19 protein-coding genes are annotated in these 22,419 nt (G+C 57.4%); 9 read left to right on the top strand and 10 right to left on the bottom strand.

Annotation, left to right across the window (positions count from 1 at the left end; all coding sequences use genetic code 11):
- Positions 1-103 precede the first annotated feature (103 nt).
- From gatB to L6966_RS06190, 9 genes are all read right to left on the bottom strand, one after another.
- A complete protein-coding gene (gene gatB / locus L6966_RS06150; protein WP_237224155.1) occupies positions 104-1,609 on the bottom strand; it encodes an Asp-tRNA(Asn)/Glu-tRNA(Gln) amidotransferase subunit GatB in 1,506 nt (501 codons plus the stop codon).
- Entirely contained in the window at positions 1,610-3,199 is a 1,590-nt protein-coding gene (gatA, locus tag L6966_RS06155) for an Asp-tRNA(Asn)/Glu-tRNA(Gln) amidotransferase subunit GatA (protein ID WP_237233077.1), read from the bottom strand.
- 9 nt (positions 3,200-3,208) lie between these two features.
- Positions 3,209-3,505: an Asp-tRNA(Asn)/Glu-tRNA(Gln) amidotransferase subunit GatC gene (gene gatC / locus L6966_RS06160; RefSeq protein ID WP_237233078.1), complete on the bottom strand. Its 297-nt coding sequence runs from the start codon at positions 3,503-3,505 to the stop codon at positions 3,209-3,211.
- A gap of 123 nt (positions 3,506-3,628) precedes the next feature.
- Positions 3,629-4,306, bottom strand: a complete 678-nt coding sequence (locus L6966_RS06165) for a LysM peptidoglycan-binding domain-containing protein (protein WP_237233079.1) — start codon at positions 4,304-4,306, stop codon at positions 3,629-3,631.
- 601 nt (positions 4,307-4,907) lie between these two features.
- On the bottom strand, positions 4,908-7,064 hold the full coding sequence (gene ligA, locus L6966_RS06170; RefSeq protein WP_237233096.1) for an NAD-dependent DNA ligase LigA: 2,157 nt from the start codon (positions 7,062-7,064) through the stop codon (positions 4,908-4,910).
- A 144-nt stretch (positions 7,065-7,208) separates the two neighbouring features.
- The gene (locus L6966_RS06175) at positions 7,209-8,288 is read right to left on the bottom strand and encodes a PP2C family protein-serine/threonine phosphatase (RefSeq protein ID WP_083093411.1); all 1,080 of its coding nucleotides are present in this window, start codon (positions 8,286-8,288) and stop codon (positions 7,209-7,211) included.
- Positions 8,285-9,412: an adenylate/guanylate cyclase domain-containing protein gene (locus L6966_RS06180; RefSeq protein WP_237224152.1), complete on the bottom strand. Its 1,128-nt coding sequence runs from the start codon at positions 9,410-9,412 to the stop codon at positions 8,285-8,287. The genes L6966_RS06175 and L6966_RS06180 overlap by 4 nt, the downstream gene beginning before the upstream one ends.
- Positions 9,413-9,581: 169 nt before the next feature.
- On the bottom strand, positions 9,582-10,079 hold the full coding sequence (locus tag L6966_RS06185; RefSeq protein WP_237224151.1) for a YdbT family protein: 498 nt from the start codon (positions 10,077-10,079) through the stop codon (positions 9,582-9,584).
- 104 nt (positions 10,080-10,183) lie between these two features.
- A complete protein-coding gene (locus L6966_RS06190) occupies positions 10,184-11,044 on the bottom strand; it encodes a biotin--[acetyl-CoA-carboxylase] ligase (RefSeq protein ID WP_237224150.1) in 861 nt (286 codons plus the stop codon).
- Between the two features lie 116 nt (positions 11,045-11,160).
- Between L6966_RS06190 and L6966_RS06195 the strand changes: the two genes are divergently transcribed.
- From L6966_RS06195 to L6966_RS06205, 3 genes are all read left to right on the top strand, one after another.
- The gene (locus L6966_RS06195) at positions 11,161-11,445 is read left to right on the top strand and encodes a YciI family protein (protein WP_083093405.1); all 285 of its coding nucleotides are present in this window, start codon (positions 11,161-11,163) and stop codon (positions 11,443-11,445) included.
- 263 nt (positions 11,446-11,708) lie between these two features.
- Positions 11,709-13,313, top strand: coding sequence for an acyl-CoA carboxylase subunit beta (locus L6966_RS06200; protein ID WP_237224149.1), 1,605 nt, complete (start codon positions 11,709-11,711; stop codon positions 13,311-13,313).
- A 13-nt stretch (positions 13,314-13,326) separates the two neighbouring features.
- Positions 13,327-13,650 carry an acyl-CoA carboxylase subunit epsilon gene (locus L6966_RS06205; RefSeq protein ID WP_083093401.1) on the top strand — a complete coding sequence of 108 codons (324 nt, stop codon included), beginning with the start codon at positions 13,327-13,329 and terminating at the stop codon, positions 13,648-13,650.
- Between the two features lie 136 nt (positions 13,651-13,786).
- On the opposite strand, the gene L6966_RS12200 is transcribed toward L6966_RS06205, so the two are convergent.
- Entirely contained in the window at positions 13,787-14,569 is a 783-nt protein-coding gene (locus L6966_RS12200; RefSeq protein ID WP_083093399.1) for an MBL fold metallo-hydrolase, read from the bottom strand.
- 309 nt (positions 14,570-14,878) lie between these two features.
- Here L6966_RS12200 and L6966_RS12205 point away from each other — a divergent pair, with 309 nt between their 5' ends.
- The 6 genes from L6966_RS12205 (at position 14,879) to L6966_RS06230 (ending at position 22,379) form a co-directional block, all read left to right on the top strand.
- Positions 14,879-15,178 (top strand): lactococcin 972 family bacteriocin, encoded by a 300-nt coding sequence (locus L6966_RS12205; RefSeq protein ID WP_369127125.1) that lies wholly within the window; start codon positions 14,879-14,881, stop codon positions 15,176-15,178.
- A gap of 65 nt (positions 15,179-15,243) precedes the next feature.
- A complete protein-coding gene (locus L6966_RS06210) occupies positions 15,244-17,259 on the top strand; it encodes a hypothetical protein (RefSeq protein ID WP_237233080.1) in 2,016 nt (671 codons plus the stop codon).
- Positions 17,260-17,273: 14 nt separating this feature from the next.
- Positions 17,274-17,912 carry an ABC transporter ATP-binding protein gene (locus L6966_RS06215; RefSeq protein WP_237233081.1) on the top strand — a complete coding sequence of 213 codons (639 nt, stop codon included), beginning with the start codon at positions 17,274-17,276 and terminating at the stop codon, positions 17,910-17,912.
- A gap of 130 nt (positions 17,913-18,042) precedes the next feature.
- Complete coding sequence (locus L6966_RS06220) at positions 18,043-19,746, top strand: DUF885 domain-containing protein (RefSeq protein ID WP_237233082.1); 1,704 nt, start codon at positions 18,043-18,045, stop codon at positions 19,744-19,746.
- 272 nt (positions 19,747-20,018) lie between these two features.
- Positions 20,019-21,542, top strand: coding sequence for an acetaldehyde dehydrogenase ExaC (gene exaC, locus L6966_RS06225; protein ID WP_237233083.1), 1,524 nt, complete (start codon positions 20,019-20,021; stop codon positions 21,540-21,542).
- Between the two features lie 132 nt (positions 21,543-21,674).
- The gene (locus L6966_RS06230; RefSeq protein WP_237233084.1) at positions 21,675-22,379 is read left to right on the top strand and encodes a Maf family protein; all 705 of its coding nucleotides are present in this window, start codon (positions 21,675-21,677) and stop codon (positions 22,377-22,379) included.
- Positions 22,380-22,419 lie beyond the last annotated feature (40 nt).

Consider the following 22,419-nt stretch of genomic DNA (forward strand, 5'->3'; position numbering starts at 1 on the left):
TCTGGCAAGGGCCCTCACATGACTCATGACCAGAGAAAAGCCGCCTGTACCGGGGCTGTCTGCCCCGCCACAGGCGGCTTAGTGCTGGTTTAAGAGCTGTACTTTAGCCCTCAACCCCCAGCTTTTCGAGAATGAGCTCGCGCACGCGTCCGGCATCCGCCTGGCCCCGGGTAGCCTTCATCACCTGGCCGACCACAGCACCGGCGGCCTGGACCTTACCGGCACGAATCTTGTCGGCAACGTCGGGCATTGCAGCCAGGGCCTCGTCGATAGCGGCGGTCAGAGCTGAATCATCAGAGACAACGGCCAGGCCGCGCTTTTCCACAATCTCAGCCGGGGTGCCTTCACCGTCGATCACCAAGCCCAGCACCTGGCGGGCAATCTTATCGTTGATTTTCTTACCCTCAATGAGCTGGTTAAGCTCGACGATGGTAGCTGCGGTGGCCCCGGTTTCGGTCAGCTCAACCTCGCGCTCCTTGGCAATACGGGCAATCTCGCCCATCCACCACTTACGGGCAACAGAGGCAGGAGCACCGGCGGCTACGGTCTCTTCAATGGCGTCCATGGCACCGGCGTTGACCACGTCGCGGAACTCTTCGTCGGTAAAGCCCCAGTCGGCCTTCAGTCGGCGGCGTCGCTCGGCGGGAGGTTCGGGCAGCTCGGCGCGCAGGCGCTCAATCCACTCTTCGTCGGTGACCACGGGAACCAGGTCGGGCTCGGGGAAGTAGCGGTAGTCATCGGCGTCGGACTTGGGGCGGCCGCTGGTGGTCTCGCGGGTGTCCTCGTGCCAGTGGCGGGTTTCCTGAACAATCTTTTCGCCAGCTTCAAGCACGGCCGCGTGACGCTGAATCTCGTAGCGCACCGCGCGCTCAACTGAGCGCAGGGAGTTGACGTTCTTGGTCTCTGAGCGGGTACCGAACTCGGTAGAACCCTTGGGCATGAGCGAGACGTTGGCGTCGCAACGCACGTTACCGCGCTCCATGCGGGCATCCGAAATACCCAGGTTCTTGACGATTTCGCGGATAGCGGCCACGTAGGCACGGGCCAGCTCGGGAGCACGCCCCCCTGCACCCACGATGGGGCGGGTCACAATTTCAATCAGGGGCACACCGGCACGATTGTAGTCGACCAGGGAGAAGTCCGCGCCCTGAATACGGCCAGCGGTGCCGCCCTTGTGGGTGAGCTTACCGGCGTCCTCTTCCATGTGGGCCCGCTCAATGTCGATGGTGAAGACGGTGCCGTCCTCCAGCTCAACATCCAGGGACCCGTTGGCGGCGATAGGCTCGTCGTACTGGGAGGTCTGGAAGTTCTTGGGGGTGTCGGGGTAGAAGTAGTTCTTGCGGGCGAAGTGGCTGACGGGTGCAATCTCGCAGCCCAGAGCCAGGCCCAGCTTGATAGCAGACTCAACGGCCTTACCGTTGACCACCGGCAACACGCCGGGCAGGCCCAGGGAGACGGGGGTGACGTTGGTGTTGGGGGTGTCGCCGAACTCGTTGGGAGCGGCGTCGAACATCTTGGTTGCGGTGTTGAGTTCTACGTGAACCTCGAAGCCGAGTACGGGGTCGTACTTCTCCATGGCTTCCTCAAAGGACAGGATTTGGTCAGACATTTACTTAGCTCCTTCGAAGTCGAAGTCACGAATCAGGGCTGCGGTATCGGGCAGCTGCTCGTGCAAGTAGCCGCCCCACTTGGCGGTCAGCAGGGCTTCTAGGCCAGCACCGGCGCGGTAGAGGCGGGCGTCCTCGTGGGCGGGGGCGGTGAACTGGATGCCGACGGGCAGGCCGTCCTCATCTGCCAGGCCACCGGGCAGCGACAGGGAGGGCACACCGGCTAAGTTGGTGGGGACGGTGGCGATATCGCCCTTGTACATAGCCATGGGATCGCCGGAGGTCTTCTCACCCAGCTTGTAGGCGGTGGTGGGGGCGGTGGGGCTAATCAGTACGTCAGCAACCTCAAAGGCCTTGGCGTAGTCGCGCTGAATCAGGGTGCGCACCTTCTGGGCTGAACCGTAGTAGGCGTCGTAGTAGCCAGCTGACAGGGCGTAGGTGCCCAGGATGATGCGGCGCTTGGCTTCTGAACCGAAACCGGCTGCACGGGAGGCTGCCATGACGCGCTCGATGGTGACGTTGCCTTCTTCGGGCAGCTTGCGCAGACCGAAGCGGACGCCGTCGTACTTGGCCAGGTTGGAGGAAACCTCGGAAGACATAATCAGGTAGTAGGCCCCGATCGCTTCCTTGACGGAGGGCAGGGAGACCTCAACGATCTCTGCACCGGCTTCTTTGAGCAGTTCCAGGGATTCGTTGAAGCGGGCCATGACGCCGGGCTGGAAGCCCTCGCCGGTCAGTTCCTTGATGACGCCAACGCGCAGCCCTTTCAGGCCACCGTCAGCAGCCCCGGCGCGGGCGGCGTCCGCGTAGGCGGGGACGGGCTCGTTCAGGGAGGTGGAATCCTTGGGGTCGTGGCCACCGATGACCTCGTGCAGCAGGGCGGTATCGAGGACGGTGCGGGCGCAGGGGCCGACCTGGTCCAGGGAAGAGGCCATGGCGATGACGCCGTAGCGGGAGACAGAACCGTAGGTGGGCTTGACGCCGACCGAGCCTGTGACTGCTGCGGGCTGACGGATAGAGCCACCTGTGTCGGTGCCCAGGGCCAGGGGAGCCTGGAAGGCTGCCACCGCTACAGCAGAGCCACCGCCGGAACCACCGGGAATACGGTCTAGGGCCCAGGGGTTGCGGGTAACACCGAAGGCTGAGTGCTCGGTGGTTGAACCCATAGCGAACTCGTCCAGATTGGTCTTACCCAGAATGGGCATACGGGCCTCACGGATCTTCTGGGTGACGGTAGCGTCGTAGGGGCTCATCCAGCCCTCAAGCATACGGGAGGCAGCGGTAGTGGGCTGGCACTTGGTCACGATTAGATCCTTGACGGCGATGGGCACGCCAGCTAGGGCAGGAAGCTCCTTGCCAGCTGCGCGGTCCGCATCCACCCCTGCTGCAACCTCAAGGGCCTCTTCAGCGTTCAGATGCAGGAAGGCGTTGAGGCCGCTCTTACCCGCTGCGCGGTTATCGGGGTCCAGGGGGTGCCCGTCGGTGGCGGTGATGTAGTCGATGTAGGCCTGGGTTGCCTCAACAGAGGTGAGTTCACCGGCGGCCAGTTTCTCGGCAAGTTCTGCTGCGGAAAGTGTGATGATCTCCTTCATACCCGCTCCTTAGTCTTCGTCCAGAATTGCCGGAACCTTGAACTTGCCGTCTTCGGCATCGGGGGCGCCCGAGAGGGCCTCTTCAGCGGTCAGAGTTTCGCCCACCACGTCGTCACGGAAGACGTTCTTGAGCGGGATGGGGTGGCTGGTTGCCGGGATATCGTCTGAGACGGCGTCTGAGACTGACTTGACGGATTCTACGATGACGTCGAGCTCGGCGGCCATAGCGGCCAGCTCTTCATCAGTCATCTCGATATGAGCCAGTGTGGCAAGGTGTGCCACCTGCTCACTCGTAATAGCAGACATAATCACTTCCACGAGGTAGACATAGATTTTTCAGTCTCTATACTACCGGCAAGAAAGAAGACCCGCTCACCGGCAGGTGAGCGGGTCTTCGCGCATGTTTGAATCTCGCTAAGGAGTGAAACCTTACTTAGCGGGGATGGTCAGAACCCAGCCGATTTCGATAACATCGGGGTTCTGAACCAGGTGGGTGTTAGCTGCAAACAGCTCTTCCCAGCCGTTGAAACCGTGAGCGTGGGCGATCTCTGACAGGGTGTCGCCAGCCTGGACGGTGTAGGTATTAGCGGCGGGTGCTGCTTCTACGGCTACTTCAGCTGCAGGAGCTTCAACCACGACAGGGGCTTCAACTACGGCGGGTGCTTCTGCAACCTCGGTAACCTCAGTTGCCTGAGGAGCAACCTCTACAGGAGCTGCTTCAACTGCGGGAGCGGCCTCTACTGCGGCAGGTGCGCCACCGGTGCCGTAGGCGTAGAGGTTGAGCTGGCTAGCGCAGGAGGGCCATGCGCCCCAGCCCTGCATCTGCAGAAGGTTTTCAGCTACACGAATCTGCTCAGCCTTTGAGGCAGCGGCGGGGTTGCCGGTGCCACCTGCTGCTGCCCAGGAGGACAGAGTGAACTGCAGGCCGCCGTAGAAACCGTTGCCGGTGTTGATGGACCAGTTGCCACCGGACTCGCACTGTGCGAGAGCGTCCCATGCTTCAAGGGGGGCGGCGTTGGCTGAGGTGGGGGTTACAACCAGGGTTGCGGCTGCTGCTGCGCCACCGATTGCAAGTGCTGCTGCTGAACGACGGATGTTGGAAGTCATGTAAATGCTCCGTGAGGCCACCTTATGCTCTTCCCATCCCTGGGTGTCTTCGCATTGCCGTCTACCCGTAATCGTTGGGTGGATTATTGAGGCTTTACCCTGTAGACGGCATCAGGTGTGCGGTAGAGCCCAGCATGCGCTCACAGCTTCCACTGTGAGCTATGGACCGGATCGAGGTGATTCTCAAGCGCGGTCATTTTTGATTCGTTGATAACGATAACGTAACAATTTTGGCTTTGCCAACCCATTTTTGAGACAGAACACATTCCGCTGGGCTTCGGGTGACTGCCGCCACGGGGGCTGTAAGCAGGCTTGCTACTCGTGGGTAAATCACCCTGGATGTATCTTTCCCCTTGAAGTCCCATATTTTAAGGGCCTTACCCTGGAGGGCTGGGGGCCAGCGAGGCGCATGGTAGGCGAGTTTTTTACGGCTTAAAAATTTTTTAAAGTTTCGGTAACTTTCTCCGTGGCAAACGGAGCGGTAGGTCACAATTTGGTAACAAACCATACGTGCCCTGTACCGTAACTGCGATTCCTCTAAGCCCCTCCGCCCCTCGCCTCACCCCAGCATGACCGGTTCAGGTTCGCCGCTGAGGCAGCTCTAATCTGAGCTGTTCAGGGTTCCAGAGAGCAGGGCCTCAAACCCCTCCTCATCAAGCACAGGAACGCCCAGCTGCTCAGCCTTCTCAAGCTTTGATCCGGCAGATGCACCTGCAACCAGGTAACTGGTTTTCTTAGAGACAGAACCCGAAGCCTTACCGCCGCGCACAATAATGGCTTCTTTCGCGCTGTCACGGGTAAAGTTCTCGAGCGTACCGGTCACCACAATAGTCAGACCCTCAAGAGTTCGTTCGATGGAGGCATCGCGTTCGTCTTCCATCCGCACCCCTGCATCCGCCCAACGCTCGATGATTTCGCGGTGCCAGTCTTCTGCAAACCACTCGACTAAAGACCGGGCGATAATAGCGCCCACTCCGTCGACGCCTGCCAACCGTTCCTCGCTGGCTGACCGAATGGCGTCCATAGACCCAAATTCGGTAGCCAGCGCCCGAGCTGCGGTGGGCCCCACATGACGAATTGAAAGAGCCACGAGAACACGCCACAGCGGCTGGCTCTTAGCCTTCTGTAACTGTTCGAAGAGCTTCTCGGTGTTGCGGGTCGGTGCACTGGGCTTGGCCTTGGTGCCACGGGTATAGAAGTAGGGCACCAGTTCCATGTGCCCGGTCAGCTCACCTCTAACCTTCTTCTCACGTTCGATGCGCACCTCAGCCAAGTCTTCAGGGGTGAGGTCAAAGAGGAAGGCTTCAGAAACCAGCGGTGGGGTTTCAGGGGCTGCTGGCTGGGTCAGGGCTTTGGCGGCCTCATAGCCCAAGGCCTCAATGTCGAAGGCACCGCGGCCCGCCAGATGGTTAACACGCTCCGTTAGCTGAGCGGGGCAGGAACGGGCGTTGAGGCAGCGAATATCTACGTCACCGTCCTTAGCTGGCGATAGGGGCTCCCCGCAGGAAGGGCAGGTAGTTGGCATCACAAATTCACGCTCAGTGCCATCACGCAGAGCTACCACGGGCCCCACAATTTCAGGAATCACGTCACCGGCCTTACGCAACACCACCGTGTCGCCAATGAGCACCCCCTTGGCCCTCACCACGTCCTGGTTATGAAGGGTAGCCATTTCGACGGTGGACCCCGCTACCTTCACCGGTTCCATCACGCCATAGGGGGTCACGCGGCCAGTACGGCCCACATTAACGCGGATGTCGAGCAACCTGGTGTTGACCTCTTCGGGCGGGTACTTATAGGCCACGGCCCAGCGAGGCACGCGCGAAGTATAACCCAGGCACTCCTGGGTGGAGAAGTCGTTGACCTTAATAACAATGCCGTCAATCTCATGCACCAAAGAGTGGCGTTTCTCGCCGTAGGTAGCAATGAACTCCAGGATCTGCTCCCTGGTCGTCAAGAGCCGAGAGTAGGGGCTGACTGGCAGCCCCCAGGAGGCGAGCTGGTCATAGGTCTCGTACTGGGTAGTGAGGTCCAGGCCGGTGCGGGAGCCGATACCGTGCACAAACATACTGAGCGGGCGCTGAGCGGTCAGCGCGGCGTCCTTTTGACGGAGCGAACCCGCCGCAGCGTTTCGTGGGTTTGCGAAGGGGGCCTTACCCGCTACGACCATCTGCTCGTTGAGGGCTTTAAAGTCAGCAGAAGAGATGAATACCTCACCGCGAATCTCTATCTCAGCTGGGTGCTGCTCCCCAGCCAGGCGGGTAGGAATCGAAGCGATGGTCAGGACGTTGTGGGTCACGTCTTCACCGGTGGTGCCATCGCCCCGGGTGGCGGCCCGCACCAGCTTACCGTTCTGGTACAGCAGGTTGATAGCGAGCCCATCAATTTTGAGTTCGGTCAACCAGGTGGGCTTGGCACCGGTCATTTCTTCGGTGTTCTTCTCGGCCCGGTCAAGCCAGGCGCTCAACTCGTCCAGGGAGAAGACATCTTCGAGGGAGTACATTCGAGCCAGGTGAGTGACCGGGGCAAAGGCAGCGGAGGCCTCACCGCCAACCTCCTGGGTCGGAGAATCATTGGCGACCAGCTCGGGGTGTTGTGCTTCGAGTTTTTCGAGCTCCCGGTACAGGGAGTCATACTCGGCATCCGAGATGGTAGGGGCGTCTTTGACGTAGTAGCTCTGACGGGCAACACGGACCCGATCAACGAGCTGGGCGTAGCGCTCCTTAATGTCGGCTGCTACCCCCTGCCCCTCAACCAAATCGCGGTCAACGCCATGCACGGTTTCTTCTTCTACACCGGGGAGGTTTTTATTATCGCTCACCTAACCTATTCTGCCCTATAGCAGGTCTTCTCCCCTACCGGAGAGGTTGGTTCACGTGGGAGTGGGCAGGTGATACTGCGATTAGGCCTTCTTGGTATCGCGGGTCAGCTCCTTTTCAGAGTGGAACCGCTCCTCCTCTTCAGTTGTGGTGTGCTGGTAGTCGTAGCCGTCGATGTTGGCCACAATCCTGTGCGCATCGGTTGCGGTGAGCGCTTTGAGTTCTTCGGCGCGGGCGGCGGCCTCTTCAACGGTAATGGCATCAGCAACAATCACGGTGATGTTGTCACGGCCACCGGCACGCAGGGCAGCCATCTGCAACACGTCCGCGGCGTCCTGGGGGTGCTCAACGGTAGCCAGCACGCGGGCCATATAGTTATGAGAAAGTTCGCCTGATAGGCCATCAGAGCACAGCATCAGGCGGTCTCCGGCCCGGGCCGGAATCACCCAGAAGTCAGGTTCCCAGTAGTTACCGGTGCCCAGGGCCCGGGTGATGACGTTGCGGCGCGGGTGGGTAAGCGCCTCAAGGGCGGTAATCTGCCCGGTATCTACCAGGTACTGCACCTCGGAGTGGTCAACGGTAATCTGCTCTAATTCCAGCCCATCAACGGGGCCGTGAGAAACCGAGAGCGCGCCCTCGGTCTCGGCGTCCTCAGTGCGCACCAGACGGTAGGTGCGCGAATCGCCCACGTTGAAGATGAACCACATCTGCTGCTCACCGATATGGGTGAGCCAGGCTCCGGTCACGGTGGTACCGGCCCGCAAATCAAGGGCACTCTTGATAGCCTCGTCCGCCTCACCGATAATCTCTTTGATTTTGTCAAGAGTACGCAAGATTTGGCGGTTCAGGGCACCGGTTTCTTTACGCCTCTTGCGAAGGCGGCGGCCACCGGGGTCATCACCGAGCGCTTCAGTAGCCAGGTCGGCCTCAAAGGCCTGCTGCTCCTGCTCGTTCATTCCGCCGGGGCGTGTGAAAACCTGGGCGTATGCCAGGGTGCGGGTACACAGGCGTGAAGCAACCTCGCCCTTTTCGTGCCCTCCCATACCGTCAGCTACCACGCAGAGAGTGCCAGCTACAACCATGGAATCTTCATTGTTATCACGGAACTGGCCAACGTCGGTTGACTTACCCGCGTAAAGAGTCAGCTGTGGGGCGGTTGTCATTCGAAATCGATCTCCAGTTCATTACCAATTCCCGGGGTGATAGCCACGGGCCTTACATTGCCGAAGCCGCGCACATTGCGCACCCCTTGCGGGATGAGTACAAAGCGGCGGTCGTGTTCGAGGGCTTCGGCAGTTGACGCGTCGGTGAGGACGACGCCGGGTTCGGTGAGCGCAACCAGGCGGGAGGCCAGATTGACGGTGGGCCCGTAAATATCGCCCAAGCGCGGTAGCACCCGCCCCCAGACAAAGGAGACTCTGGCCTCGGGTAGTCGGGGGTCTTCGCTAATCAGTTTAGAGAGAGTCAGCGCAATCCGGGCGCCGTCTTCGGGTGACTCTACCAGGTACATCACCTCGTCGCCCACGGTCTTGATGATTCGCCCGCCCCCTACGGCGATTACCTCAGCGCAACGCTGCTCAAAATTCTTGACCAGACGGGCCAGGTTACGCTCGTTCATTTCTCTAGAGAGCGAGGTGTACGATACCAGGTCAACGAACCCGACTCCTCGAGCCAGCGGCAGGTCACTGTCGGCCAAGTCGGTGCCGTCTCCTTCATCGCGCAAGGCGAGGCGCAAGATAGCGGAATTCAGCATACGGCGGTAGCCGTACACGGTGATATCTTCGAGGTCTCCGATAAGACGCGGTAGCAGGTTGAGCAGCTCACCACGGGCCTCGGTGTCTGTAAGCCCACCGTTAATGACCATATCTTCAACCAGGGCCTCTACCTGCCAGACCACCATGCGATCCATCATCTGCCCCACCGAGCGGGTGATGGAGAGGGCGGCCTCTTCGGTGAGCTTACCCTTGCTGACCAGCGAGTTCACCGCTTCCAAAGCCTTGCTGTCTGCGTGGGTAAAGAAGGTGTCGTCGTCCTTGGAGTTGGGCAAACCCAAGGAGCGCCAAATTTTGCGGGCGGTCAGGAGCGGCATTCCGGCTTCATCTGCGACTTCGCCACGTTTCATTGTGAGGTTATCACCCAGAAGGGTGCGTTCCAGTTCCAGCACACCCTGGCGTGCCTCGTCACTACGGTAGAGCTGGCTCTGTACACGGTTATGGTGGTGCCTGCTCCGGTCAGGTGCGCTACCCACCGCAGGGGCGGTTTCGCTGCCGGGTGCTGACTTCTCCACGGGTGTCTTCCTTCTCTTGGGTCCGTATGGTGCGATGCATGAGGTTATGGTCCCGGTCTGGTCTACCGGAGGATACTTCAAGAATACCCAGTTAACCGTGAGCCAGACTACGCTCGCGGCCCCCTTGTCTATTATTCCTTGCACATTCTATGCCCACCATCACCTTTTTCTAAAAAAGGTTGCTGGCGTGACCGGTTGTGAAATGCAGGTTCTGGGCCTGCCGTATCTCTGCGCTGAAGCGCTCAGGCTCAGGCACGGCGTTCAGCGTTTGCTGGCCGCCTCGGGCAACTACCACCAAGCTAGCCGCGTCGACCACGCCCACCAGGTGCTTACGCCCCACACGCACTCCCTCAATTTCAGAAAGTGGAACTTCAACATCCAAGCCGCCTGCCCCGAGGCCCCGCTGAATCAGTAGCCGGTCACTAGTGACCAGGTAAGACGTGCTCACCCAGCTGACGATGCCACGCACGCCAACCCACACCAACCACACGGCCAGTATCAGAGCAGGGTAACGGACCCAGGGCAGGCCAACCCCCAGAGCTGATTCGAAGCTCCAGGCGGCCATGGCTCCCAGCAGGTAACCCAAGGGGCGTAGCAGTAAAACGCCGTGGGCGCGCGTTGCTACTAGCGTGTGCTCGCCGGGCTTGAGGGGGCCTTTAAGTTTCATGACTGACGACTCTATCTGCGTTATCTGAGTATTTACCAAAATCTCTACCGGGCTGCCAGGAGAGGATGCCTCACAAGGTGTATTACGAGGCTTGTTCAAAGGCCCTATCTCTCGGTGTCTCCGCCGTAGCCTTCGGGGCGTACATGCACCACATCACCCACAGTAAAACTCTTTTCCACGCCCTCGGTTGAGCGCACCACCAGCTCACCTTCGGGGGTGAGATCTTGACCAACGCCCCGAAAAGTGCGATCTCCGGGGAGGTGGATGGTCAAAGTGGAGCCCAAAGTACTCATACGGTTCTTCAGAAGAGTTAGCAAAGAGCCCTTCCCTCGGTCAACGTCCACGTCAAAGCCGGTTGCCGCAAAGTCGCGATAGTAGCGTTCAAAACTCGTAGCTAGCAGGATCAAAGCCTCGTTGAGGTCAACCCGTGCACCGGATTCAACCAGGGCACTGGTCGCCGTGGGCACCGGCAACTGCTCCTCGGTCAGATTCAGGTTCAAACCAATACCGACCACAATAGATATCTGCCCCTCAGGCTCACTCACCAGCTGCGCCAAAACACCGCAGGCCTTACGGTTGCCGATAAGCACATCATTGGGCCACTTGATAGAGGGGGCCAGCCCTGCCAGCTCTTCAAAAACATCACAGGCGGCAAGAGCTGCCAACGAAGTCAACCAGTGGTACCGGTCTGGGGCAATACGATGAGCATGGTTCACGTGGGGGCGCACGATAAAGCTAGTTGCCAGCGCGCACCCCGCCGGGGCCTGCCAGACCCGGTCAAGGCGCCCCTTACCGGCATTCTGCTGATCAGTTGAAATCAAGGACAGTTCACCATAAGAGCGGCGCGCCAGCACATCACCCACTAGAACCTGCCTCGCGCGTTCATTGGTTGACCCCACTGACGGCAATACCTCTACCCGGTCAAAACCCTGAATCTGTACCAGGTCGTGCCGCAATCCGGTCATACCCGCATCCTTTCATCACAATCGCGTTACTGACCAGTATTGCACGTGCCGCCCCCACCCGATGGGGCAAGAGTGAGATACTGAAAGCGCCCACCGCAACCTTTGAAAGGATTCATATGACTGTCTACGCAGTGAACTACTCCTACGGCCCCGCTGATCTACAGGCCCAGCACCGCCCAGCCCACCGAGAATACCTGGCTCAGCTCCACGCCGAAGGTAAACTCCACGCGGCTGGCGCCTACCTCGATGGCGACCCCGCCGGTGCCCTGCTTATCTTCGTCGCCGAAGACCGTGATGACCTTGACCGCATCATCGCCGCCGACCCCATGAGTACTGGTGGTGTACTCACCGGTTACAGCGCACGCGAATGGAATGCGGTCATCGGTAAGGTTGGCCAGTAGGATCAAAAGTCAACAGGCTCAAAAGCGGGGGTGGAACGAGGTTCCCTCCCCGCTTTCTCATGTGTATTTCCTCCGGGATTCAAACGATTCTCGTGGTTTTCTGACCCGTCTGCTAGCGAAAAGTCATGCTCATCTTCTCGAGAAAAATACACAAAAACCTAGGAATTGTTGAGGGGCGGGGGGCGAGTCCGTCTATAGTTGAGTGAATGGCCCTCATCCCAGGTCGTCCCAGATTCCCTACTGCCGCGCGAAGAGATCGTATTATGAGCGAGAACCCCACCGTTAACGCCCCCGATTTGACCACCACCGCTGGTAAGATTGCCGACTTTTACGCCCGCCGCGAGCAAACCCTCGCCCCCACAGGGCAGGGGCCTATTGACCGCCAGCATGAGCGCGGCAAGCAGACCGCCCGCGAGCGCATCGAGATGCTCCTCGATGAGGGTTCTTTTGTAGAGTTTGATGCTCTTGCCCGCCACCGCACCTCGGCCTTTGGTATGGAGAAGAAGAAGCCTCTGGGTGACGGCCTGGTCTCGGGCTACGGAACTATTGATGGTCGGTTAGTAGCAGTCTATTCACAAGACTTCACGGTCTACGGTGGTTCACTTTCACAGGTCAACGGCGAAAAAATCGTGAAGGTGCAGAAGTTTGCCCTCAAGAACGGTTGCCCCGTCATTGGTATTAATGACGGCGGCGGTGCCCGTATTCAGGAGGGTGTAGCATCGCTGGCTATGTTTGCCGATATCTTCCGTATGAACGTGCGTGCCTCGGGCGTCATCCCCCAGATTTCTGTGATTATGGGGCCCTGCGCTGGCGGTGCGGCCTACTCCCCCGCCCTCACCGACTATGTGGTAATGGTTGATAAGACCAGCCACATGTTCATTACAGGGCCTGATGTGATTAAAACCGTGACCGGCGAAGAAGTCGATATGGAGACTTTGGGCGGTGCCCGCCAGCACAACGCGGTGACCGGCACCTCCGCCTACCTGGCCGAAGATGAGGAGGACGCTTTTGACTTCGTGCGCGAGCTCATCGAATTTTTGCCCTCTAATAACCTCACTGAGACCCTCCCTCTGGATCATGACCAGGAGCCCGAGGTCTCTGTTGACGATCTCGACCTTGACCTACTCATTCCCGACTCCGCTAACCAGCCCTACGATATGCGCGCTGTGATTGAGTCTGTGGTTGACGACGGCCACTTCTTTGAATTGCAGGCCCTCTACGCCCCCAACGTGATGATTGGTTATGCCCGAGTAGAAGGCAAGACCGTGGGTATCGTAGCCAACCAGCCCATGCAGTTCGCTGGCACCCTCGATATCAACGCCTCTGAGAAAGCCGCTCGTTTTGTGCGTAACTGCGACGCCTTCAACGTTCCGATTCTGACCTTTGTGGATGTGCCAGGCTTCCTGCCCGGCACCGACCAGGAGTTCAACGGCATTATTCGCCGTGGCGCCAAGCTACTCTACGCCTATGCTGAGGCCACCGTGCCACTGGTCACCGTCATTACCCGCAAGGCCTACGGCGGGGCCTATATTGTGATGGGATCCAAGAAGCTGGGGGCTGACATCAACCTGGCATGGCCTACCGCCCAAATCGGAGTGATGGGCGCCCAGGGCGCGGTCAACATTCTTTACCGGCGTGAGCTGGCTGCGGTGGCAGATGAGGGTGGGGACGTTGAGGCCAAGCGCGCTGAGCTGATTGCCAAGTACGAAGAGGAGTTGCTCAACCCCTACCAGGCGGCTGAGCTGGGCTACATTGACGAGGTCATTGCCCCCTCCGAGACCCGTGTCCGTATTATCTCGTCCCTGCGTGCCCTGCGCGATAAGCGTGCCGCCACTCCCGCTAAGAAGCACGGCAACATTCCTCTCTAAGGTCTGATTCCCTATGGCAACATCTAATCCCTTCACACTGCTGGGCTTTGGCAAAAAGCCTGCGTCTGCGCAAGGTAGCACCGGGGCTTCCTCTGAGGAGGGGCAGAGCCCTGTGGCCGAGCAGACGCCGGAACCTTCTTTCTTGGTGATGCGAGGTAACCCCACGGAGGAGGAGCTGGCCGCGCTGACCTCTGTGCTTCTGGTTCTTCAGGCTCAGGCTGACTCTCAGAAGGAGACCGCTTTGGAGATGTGGCAGCGCCGCCTGAACAACACCCAGCGCTTGGGCATGAGACTGCGCCCCGGCCCCGGTTCATGGAAGCGTGCCCGGCCTCAGTGATGCACTGAGGCTTATTCAACAGTAATCAAGCGACCCAGACTAGTAGCAAAGTTGCTCGCTCGGATGGAGTCAGTAGCAAGTGTGAACCTGCAGAATTCTTTGAACAGGTCTCTATGGTGCTGTCTCTGCTTAAGTATCACAGGGCCAGGGGCTCGTGTGCACATATTACAGTGCAGCCTTCAAGCGCACGTGCCCTGAGCCAGGTACGGCTTTCTCTCCATTCGCGAGAGTTGGTTCGCATCATAGATTCAAAAAGAGAGAGACCTAATGGATTCCTTTTTCCGTTCAAGGGTCTAAGGCTCATGAAAGCATCCCCGGCATGAATCAAAGGTTGCTCCCCCGGCAGTTCAATAACCACCCCGCAGTGTCCCTCAAGGTGCCCGGGAAGGGATACCAGAGTTATATTCTCTGTGATACTGGCGGCCGGTCGCCCCCGCCACTCTTCATCTAAATCTCGTGGATCCCATAGTGGATTATGCTCCCACTGCGCCGGATGTAGACGTTTGTTCACTGCCAAACGCAGAGCCTCCATCGCTAAAGTATGCTGAGTTCGCGAGACCGTGACCTCCGCCCAGGGAAAGTCACTGATTCCACCCACATGATCAATATCCACGTGCGTCAGAATCACTCTGCTGACATCTTCAGGTCTGACATTTAGGCCCTTAAGTTGCTCGATTGCGCATTCTTGGTAGTCGAGGAGTGGCCTGGTATTGCGCAAAAACCCCTTACCAAGTCTACGATTGGGATCTTGAAGATCAGCCATACCCAAGCCTGCATCGATGAGCACCCAGGAGTCTCCATCTTCAACAAGCAAGCAATTGCACACAAGTGTGGCGGACTTGAAAATTGACCCAAAGCCATTGACTAAATACTGGCTAACAGGGTGAAGAGTTCCACAGTTGAGATGATGAATTTTCATAGTGAAATCGTACTCCAACTTCCTTGAAGCTTACTCATAGGGGTTCCGCAGGCTCACCCTCATTGGATCCCCGGGGCTTCGCCTATTTTCAGCCTTTCTTTCCTTGCACGCTCGGAAGCTGCCGACTCCATCCAAGCCAGCAGCTTAGCTGCGAGCCTGGGTTCGCCTGATTATTTTTTGAATAAGTCTCATAACATAAATTTCAAGGATTTGTCTCACAGTGTTGCACAACACTCTGCAATAAGATAAATTCTGAATTAGCGACTCCGCTGGAGAGGTGCATCAAGTTTTCCAATCCTGGAGGAAACAATGAAGTTCTCTAAGAAAATCCTTGCTACTATTGCCCTCAGTGCTAGCCTTTTCGGCGGTGCAAGCGCTACCAACGCCGCCATCCATTACGTAGGTGGCGGAACGTGGGACCAGGGGGTGAATTATGGGGTTATGAATACCTGGTCAAACTACCACCGTCCCTCTAAGGCACACGGTAGTACCGCTTGTAGTGCTAAAGGTTGCAATAGTGCCACGCCCCCAACCACTGGCCCAGGGCCAGCATTCCTGCAACCTGGGGCGGGAACACAAGCTACTGGAATCACTAGAACCTTTTACTGATGTTCAACAGGTTGGGGTTTGTGTATATACGCAAACCCCAACCCTCTCCCAAAAGAGCAAAGCCGATGAATAGCCCTCTCCGTTTCGCATGTATTCTCACCTGGATTACCTCCTCTCTGCTCTGTCTCATTTTTGCCTCGGCTACTTATATTTTTTTGGTGGATCAAGACCGCTGGGGCCCAGAAGGCTTTAGAACAGGGGTAGCTATAACAGAGCTCCCTAGTAATCTTTCCACAGAAAGTTTTCTGAATGAGCTAAGTTCGCTTGCGCAAGCCCGGGGCATTAATATATATAAGAATTCAGTGTCTTTAGATCATGACGTGAAAGCGACCGATTATTACCTCATATTAGGTAGCACAGACACGGTCATCGGTAATCTCGATACGGCATCCTTCCCCAGTTTCAGCGACAAGTACCCTTCACGTCTTTACCCAGAACAGCAGCTGAGCCGTGATCAGCTCACGGGGACCTACCTCATTGACGGAAGCCCCCAAGACTCTCAGGCAGTAGCGGATACGCTCAAGCAGCTGGGAGTCATCAGCACGACCGTAAATTCCAAGCCCGGATACGTTCTGTGGTTTTTCTTTATCGTTGGCAACGGCTGGGCAGTAGCAGTAGCTACCCTCCTCACCTGCCTTATCTTGTCCCTGTGTCAGCTACAAAGTGTAAGGCTGGCTATAGTCTCAGCCCGCGTCACTGCAGGCGAAGTGCCGCTCTACGTATCCCTGAGGGAGACAGCATCACTGCTGCTGCCGGTGTATACACCCTTAGTTTTTGGCACTACAGCACTGAGTCTCTATAGCTTGATTTACGCGCAAGGGTACAGGCTGACCAGCATAGGCATGATTGCAATCCAGCAGGGGCTGATTCTTACCGGCGCATTAGCAATTAGCCTGCTGAGCATACGCATCTGCACTGCTAAATACTCACTTGGGCAACTCAACAAGGGCAAACGGCCAATGACTCTACTGGGAGCCCTGTCTTGTGCCCTGGTTTTTGTTGCCTTTTTGGGTTCAATGGCAAGCATCTGCGCTACGCTTACCCTCAAGAATGAGGATGTCAAGGAATCATACGCTGACACCATGCGAAACGAGCATACAAATCTAGTGCAGCCTGTCATGGGCTACGCCCTTCTGTCTTCACAAGCTGATGATGCTCAAGAGCAACTTGGCAATATATTTGGCCAACTCGAAATGGACCAGACCAGCTATCTTACCAGCAAAAATCCTTTGTACAACCCACTTTCGCCCGTCTCAGATAATGTGCTCCTGGCCAATCCCAACTACCTGACAACTTTCGCTCAGTTAGATACTTCAACTCTTGATGCAGTCACCAGTACCGCCCAAAAAGAATCATCAGTTGCTGTATTAATACCGCAGCCTTACTCCCCATACGAGGCAGAAATTGTAGCTGAAGTTAAAATCTGGGCTGAGTCTCAACAAGAACTGGGAGGAAACCCCCAACCATCAGTAAGCGTGATACCCTACACCGTCACTGATATAGGGATCTTACCGCTATTGAGTTACAATTTACCTACCAATATGTACCTTGAAAATCCGATAGTTATAGTTAGTCACTCAGAGAACCATGTCATTTCCCCGAAGCATATTGGGGAATACGGGATTGTTTTTGATGAAACAGCACTAAAAAATGCTGTAACTGAGGCGAATTTGGGTTATGCAGTAATCGGCTATGAATACACAACTCAAAACTCAGCCCTAGCAGCCACTGATAGGAAAGTAGCTTTCAATATCTCTCTGATAGGAACTTCTGTTGCCCTGCTTGCGCTTCTCTTAGGAAACATCATTCTGGCCATCATCTATCATGCAAGGAACCGTTCTGCAATTTTTCTACTACGCACTTCCGGAGCCAGCTTTGCGGAAACTTACGGCAATTTTGTTATAAAAACTATTGTATTGGCGGCCATACCAGCTTCTCTTATCGTGGCAACAACACAGCTCCCCCTCACAGTGATTCTCATAATCGCTATATCAATGATTATTGTCTCGGCTTCCGTGGTAGTTCTTACACTCAAACTGTTAGAACGCACATTATCCAAAACTGCACTCGAAACCTCCTAAATCCAAGGATTTCAATGAAAGCAAAAAACTCACTCACACTCTCAGAACTCCGCTACAGTTTCCCTCAGCGGACGCTATGGGAAAATCTCAGCATCAAGGCTGAGTCGGGTCATTTCATAGCGATTCGTGGACATAGCGGTTCAGGTAAGACTACTCTTTTGCAATGCATAGGTTCTCTAGAGAGACCATCTGCTGGCACTATAGACTTCAACGGCATTAACCCCTCCACACTCAAGGGAAAAGCCAAGCGAGACTTCCTGAGGAACACTGTCAGTCTAGCTTTTCAGAACTCTGGATTAGTAGCTTCCTGGTCGGTCCGCAAAAACTTAGACCTTGCAGGGTACAAGGTTAATCAAGACCAGCCCCGAGCAGAAGCTACCTTCAATCGCTTCAATCTCGATTACAGTTTTTTGGATAAACCTGTCTACCAGCTCAGCGGCGGTGAACAGCAAAGAGTGAGCCTTATCAGGCTAGCTTTAAGGAATACACCCCTGGTTCTGCTCGATGAGCCGACTGCAGCACTTGACGATGACAACGCGCAAAGAGTTTTAAACTTTATTCAAGATCACTGTAACCAAGGCGGTATTGCGGTGGTAGCCACCCACGATGCTCGACTGCTGGGTTATGCACATGACTCAATCAACCTGGGATAAATCTCAGTAACGAGTTGATTCGCGCTCAGAAGTGGGCGAACGTCGTCAAGATTGAAGCAACACCCGGGCCCCAGTAGCTTACCCCTCCCAGGCTCCTGTTTTCTGAGTCACAGTGACTACAATGGGATGCATGGCACTACACCCAGATCTACCCAATATTTTTAAGACCGACCGCGCACAAACCGCAGTTGACCGTACGGCTAACGCCTACTACGAGAAAACCCTGGAACTTGACCCGGCTTCCGCCACAATCATAGGCCGTAAAGGGCGGGAGACCGAGTACCCCGACTACTCACCAGCAGGTACGAAGGCCGAGATTGACCTGGCCCGTGAGACCCTGGTCGCTCTTGACGCCCTGGAGCCAGCCGACGCTATCGACCGGGTGACCATTGATGCCATGCGAGAGCGCCTGGGCCTGAAAATTGAAATTCATGAGGCTGGCCTGGGCGGCTGGGAACTCAACAACATCGCCTCCCCCGTCCAGGGCATCCGCGCCGTCTTTGACCTGATGAACCGCGAAACTTCAGAAGACTGGGGGCACATCACTGGCCGTCTAGGTAACGTCGCAACAGCTGTTCGTAGCTACATCAAGACCCTAGAAGCTGCGCGCACCGCAGGTAAGGTAGCCGCCGTGCGCCAGATCGATATCGTCATCGAGCAGGTCACTGCCTACGTGGCTGAGGGCGGCTTCTTCGACACCCTGGCGAGAGAGGTTGCCGAGGCAGCCCCCGAGCACGCCGACAGTGCAGCCCGGGGTGCGGCGTCCGCCAAGGAAGGCTACAGCGAGCTTCTCACCTACCTGAAAGATACCCTGCGCCCCGACGCACCCGAGGCCGACGCCGTGGGCCGCGAGCGCTACTCCCTCTACTCCCGCCAGTTCGTGGGCACCACCCTTGACCTGGACGAGACCTACGCCTGGGGTATTGAGGAACTCGACCGCATCGTCGCAGCCCAGCAAGAGGTGGCCGAGACCATCAAGCCCGGCGCCACTATTGACGAGGCAAAAGCCCTGCTCGATGCCGACCCCGAGCGCACCCTGCACGGCACCGACGAGCTACAGGCCTGGATGCAGGAGCTCTCTGACGCCGCAGTTGGCTACCTGGCCAAAGAGCACTTCACCATCGAGGGGCCGCTACGCAAGCTCGAGTGCATGATTGCCCCCACCCAGGAGGGCGGCATCTACTACACCGGCCCGTCCGCTGACTTCGAGCGCGCCGGGCGTATGTGGTGGTCGGTGCCCGAAGGTGAAGATACCTTTGGCACCTGGCGCGAAACCTCAACCGTTTACCACGAGGGCGTGCCCGGGCACCACCTGCAGATTGCCTACGCAACGGCCATGGCTGATGCCCTGAACCAGTGGCGCGCTAACGCCGTATGGGTCTCGGGCCACGGTGAGGGCTGGGCACTCTACGCTGAGCGTCTCATGGACGAGCTGGGCTACCTCTCTAACCCGGGCGACCGCATGGGTATGCTCGATGCCCAGCGCCTACGCGCAGCTCGCGTGGTCTTCGATATTGGTCTGCACTGCGGCTTTGAGATCCCCGAACGCTGGGTTGCTGAGCTGGGCGTAGAGCCGGGTATTTGGGATGCAGAGAGAGGCTATAAGTTCTTAGAAGCCAACCTAGATATGTCTGAGGGCCAGCGCCGTTTTGAGTTCCTGCGCTACCTGGGCTGGCCGGGGCAGGCTCCCTCCTATAAGGTGGGTGAACGCATCTGGCTACAGCTACGCGATGAGGCCCGGTCCGCCGGTATCTCTGACCGAGACTTTCACACTCGCGCCCTCATGCTAGGGTCGGTCGGCCTTGACACGCTCCGCAAGGCACTGACCTTCTAGCTAAAGGCTTACCTTATAGGCGCAGCAAGAACAACCGCGCCTTGCCCTCCCCCAAAAAACAAGGTGTGGAGGGCAAGGCCTCCCTATTCTCTCTGTGGTGCACTCCCAAAATCTCTATAGAGTCTCTGCGTACCCCCAAAACTTACTCAAGGCTCTTCCCTTAAAGTGACCAACACCATTAGAATGTGATTCAGGTTACCTTCTGCCCCTGTGTCAGAGATGGAGGGTAGCAAAATTTCGTCTTCGTCAGACACAACTTCAGAGGAGAGACAATGACCGTCTACGCCGCACCCGGCACCGCCGATTCCATTGCTACTTTTAAGTCCCGCTACGACCACTTCATCGGAGGCGAATGGGTAGCCCCGGCCGAGGGCCAGTACTTTGACGACGTTTCACCCGTCAACGGCAAACCCTTTGCAGAGGTAGCCCGCGGCACCGCCGCTGACATTGAGGCGGCTCTCGATGCGGCCGAAAAGGCCTTTGAAACCTGGGGGAAGACCACCCCCACCCAGCGCGCCTCCCTGCTACTCAAGCTGGCGCAGATTATGGAGGACAACCTTGAATCTATTGCGGTAGCCGAGACCTGGGAAAACGGTAAGCCCGTGCGCGAAACCCTGGCCGCAGACATCCCGCTAGCTATTGACCACCTGCGTTACTTCGCGTCCGCCATCCGCACCCAGGAGGGCCGCCTCTCTCAACTCGACGAAGACACGGTGGCCTACCACTTCCACGAGCCGCTCGGTGTAGTAGGCCAGATTATCCCCTGGAACTTCCCCATTCTCATGGCTATTTGGAAGATCGCCCCCGCGCTGGCTGCTGGCAACACTATTGTGCTCAAGCCCGCTGAACAAACCCCGGTATCGGTGCTCTACCTGGTTGACCTTTGGAAGGACGTCCTGCCTGCAGGCGTACTGAACATCGTCAACGGTTTTGGGCCCGAGGCTGGTGCAGCGCTTTCTGGTAGCAAGCGCATCCGCAAGATCGCCTTTACCGGCGAGACCACTACAGGCTCCATCATCATGAAGGCCGCCTCAGAAAATATCATTCCGGTCACCCTGGAACTGGGTGGTAAATCCCCCAATGTCTTCTTTGCCGATGTTGCCGCCGAGAAGGACTCTTTCTACGATAAGGCGCTGGAGGGCTTTGCCTCCTTCGGCCTGAATCAGGGCGAGGTCTGCACCTGCCCCTCGCGTGCGTTGATTCAGAAGCCCATTCATGATTCCTTCTTGGAGGCCGGTATTGAACGCGTGAAAGCTATGAAGCAGGGTAACCCACTGGATACTGAGACCATGGTCGGTGCGCAGGCTTCCAAGGAACAGTGGGATAAGATTACCGGCTACCTGAAAATTGGTAAGGACGAGGGCGCGGACGTCCTTGTAGGCGGCGAGGCCTGTGAGCTGGGTGGCGACCTAGCAGACGGCTGGTACATTCAACCCACCGTCTTTGCTGGGAACAACGATATGCGCATCTTCCAGGAAGAGATTTTCGGCCCCGTGCTGGCCACCACCTCTTTCACCGATTTTGATGAGGCCATGCGCATCGCCAATAACACCGACTATGGCTTGGGAGCCGGTGTGTGGACCCGTGACCAAAACACCGCCTACCGGGCTGGCCGAACCATCCAGGCAGGCCGCGTGTGGGTCAACAACTACCACAATTACCCGGCCCACGCTGCCTTCGGCGGCTACAAGAAGTCGGGCATCGGCCGCGAGAACCATCTGATGATGCTTGAGCACTACCAGCAGACCAAGAATATGCTGGTGAGCTACTCGGATAAGCCCATGGGCCTCTTCTAAGTAACTTCTCATAAGGCGAGGGCTCAAAAATGTGTAGAAAACACCGTAGTTTCGTGCACATTTTTGAGCCCTCGCGTCGTGAGAGATGGGGCTCTGCCCCCCTGTCTACCGCCAGCCACTAGACTGTTACCCATGCAGAACCCCACTGAAAATACAGCCTCATCGGGCGAGCAGCCGGTGCGGCTCGTCCTAGCCTCATCCTCCCCGGCCCGCAAAAAGCTACTCGAAGATGCCGGGATTATTTTTGACGTCATAGTCTCAAATGTGAATGAGGACGCCGCTCTCGCCAAAGCCCAGCAGGCCGCCTACACTGCGGGGCTGGGCGACATCACCCCGACCCGAACCGCCCAGCTACTCGCTCAAGCCAAAGCACGGGCCGTTGCCGCGCTACCCGAAGCGGCAGGAGCTCTGGTTCTGGGGTGCGACTCGGTATTTGAACTGGACGGCCTGGCCTACGGCAAACCGGGTAGCCCCGAAGCCGCCCTTGAACGTATTACCGCAATGAGCGGACGCAGCGGGCAGCTCCACACAGGCCACTGGCTGGTTGACACCCGCACCACGTGCGCAGCCAACCACCAGCTACCAGAAGCCAGCGAGCTACGCACTGCCACCGTGCACTTTGATACCTTCAGCCAAGCTGAAGCCGAACGTTACGTGGCAACCGGGGAGCCGATTTGGGTGGCAGGGTCTTTCACCATCGACGGGTTCGGGGCGGCCTTCATTAAGGGCGTTGAGGGCGAATACCATACCGTAGTCGGCCTCTCCGTCCACGCCCTGCGCACAATGCTGGGCAGCTTAGGTGTTTCAATCACCGACATTTGGAAAAAATCACGATAAATTTCAAGATGCAGGTTTTCCCACTAGCCGACACAGGGAG

Source organism: Rothia nasisuis (assembly GCF_928381405.1).
GTDB lineage: Bacteria > Actinomycetota > Actinomycetes > Actinomycetales > Micrococcaceae > Rothia > Rothia nasisuis.

Excerpts from the sequence above, each read along its gene's own strand:
- gatB (WP_237224155.1), bottom strand. The coding sequence starts at position 1,609 with ATGTCTGACCAAATCCTGTCCTTTGAGGAAGCCATGGAGAAGTACGAC.
- gatA (WP_237233077.1), bottom strand. The coding sequence starts at position 3,199 with ATGAAGGAGATCATCACACTTTCCGCAGCAGAACTTGCCGAGAAACTG.
- gatC (WP_237233078.1), bottom strand. The coding sequence starts at position 3,505 with ATGTCTGCTATTACGAGTGAGCAGGTGGCACACCTTGCCACACTGGCT.
- L6966_RS06165 (WP_237233079.1), bottom strand. The coding sequence starts at position 4,306 with ATGACTTCCAACATCCGTCGTTCAGCAGCAGCACTTGCAATCGGTGGC.
- L6966_RS06175 (WP_083093411.1), bottom strand. The coding sequence starts at position 8,288 with ATGACAACCGCCCCACAGCTGACTCTTTACGCGGGTAAGTCAACCGAC.
- L6966_RS06185 (WP_237224151.1), bottom strand. The coding sequence starts at position 10,079 with ATGAAACTTAAAGGCCCCCTCAAGCCCGGCGAGCACACGCTAGTAGCA.
- L6966_RS06190 (WP_237224150.1), bottom strand. The coding sequence starts at position 11,044 with ATGACCGGATTGCGGCACGACCTGGTACAGATTCAGGGTTTTGACCGG.
- L6966_RS06195 (WP_083093405.1), top strand. The coding sequence starts at position 11,161 with ATGACTGTCTACGCAGTGAACTACTCCTACGGCCCCGCTGATCTACAG.
- L6966_RS06200 (WP_237224149.1), top strand. The coding sequence starts at position 11,709 with ATGAGCGAGAACCCCACCGTTAACGCCCCCGATTTGACCACCACCGCT.
- L6966_RS06205 (WP_083093401.1), top strand. The coding sequence starts at position 13,327 with ATGGCAACATCTAATCCCTTCACACTGCTGGGCTTTGGCAAAAAGCCT.
- L6966_RS12200 (WP_083093399.1), bottom strand. The coding sequence starts at position 14,569 with ATGAAAATTCATCATCTCAACTGTGGAACTCTTCACCCTGTTAGCCAG.
- L6966_RS12205 (WP_369127125.1), top strand. The coding sequence starts at position 14,879 with ATGAAGTTCTCTAAGAAAATCCTTGCTACTATTGCCCTCAGTGCTAGC.
- L6966_RS06210 (WP_237233080.1), top strand. The coding sequence starts at position 15,244 with ATGAATAGCCCTCTCCGTTTCGCATGTATTCTCACCTGGATTACCTCC.
- L6966_RS06215 (WP_237233081.1), top strand. The coding sequence starts at position 17,274 with ATGAAAGCAAAAAACTCACTCACACTCTCAGAACTCCGCTACAGTTTC.
- L6966_RS06220 (WP_237233082.1), top strand. The coding sequence starts at position 18,043 with ATGGCACTACACCCAGATCTACCCAATATTTTTAAGACCGACCGCGCA.
- exaC (WP_237233083.1), top strand. The coding sequence starts at position 20,019 with ATGACCGTCTACGCCGCACCCGGCACCGCCGATTCCATTGCTACTTTT.
- L6966_RS06230 (WP_237233084.1), top strand. The coding sequence starts at position 21,675 with ATGCAGAACCCCACTGAAAATACAGCCTCATCGGGCGAGCAGCCGGTG.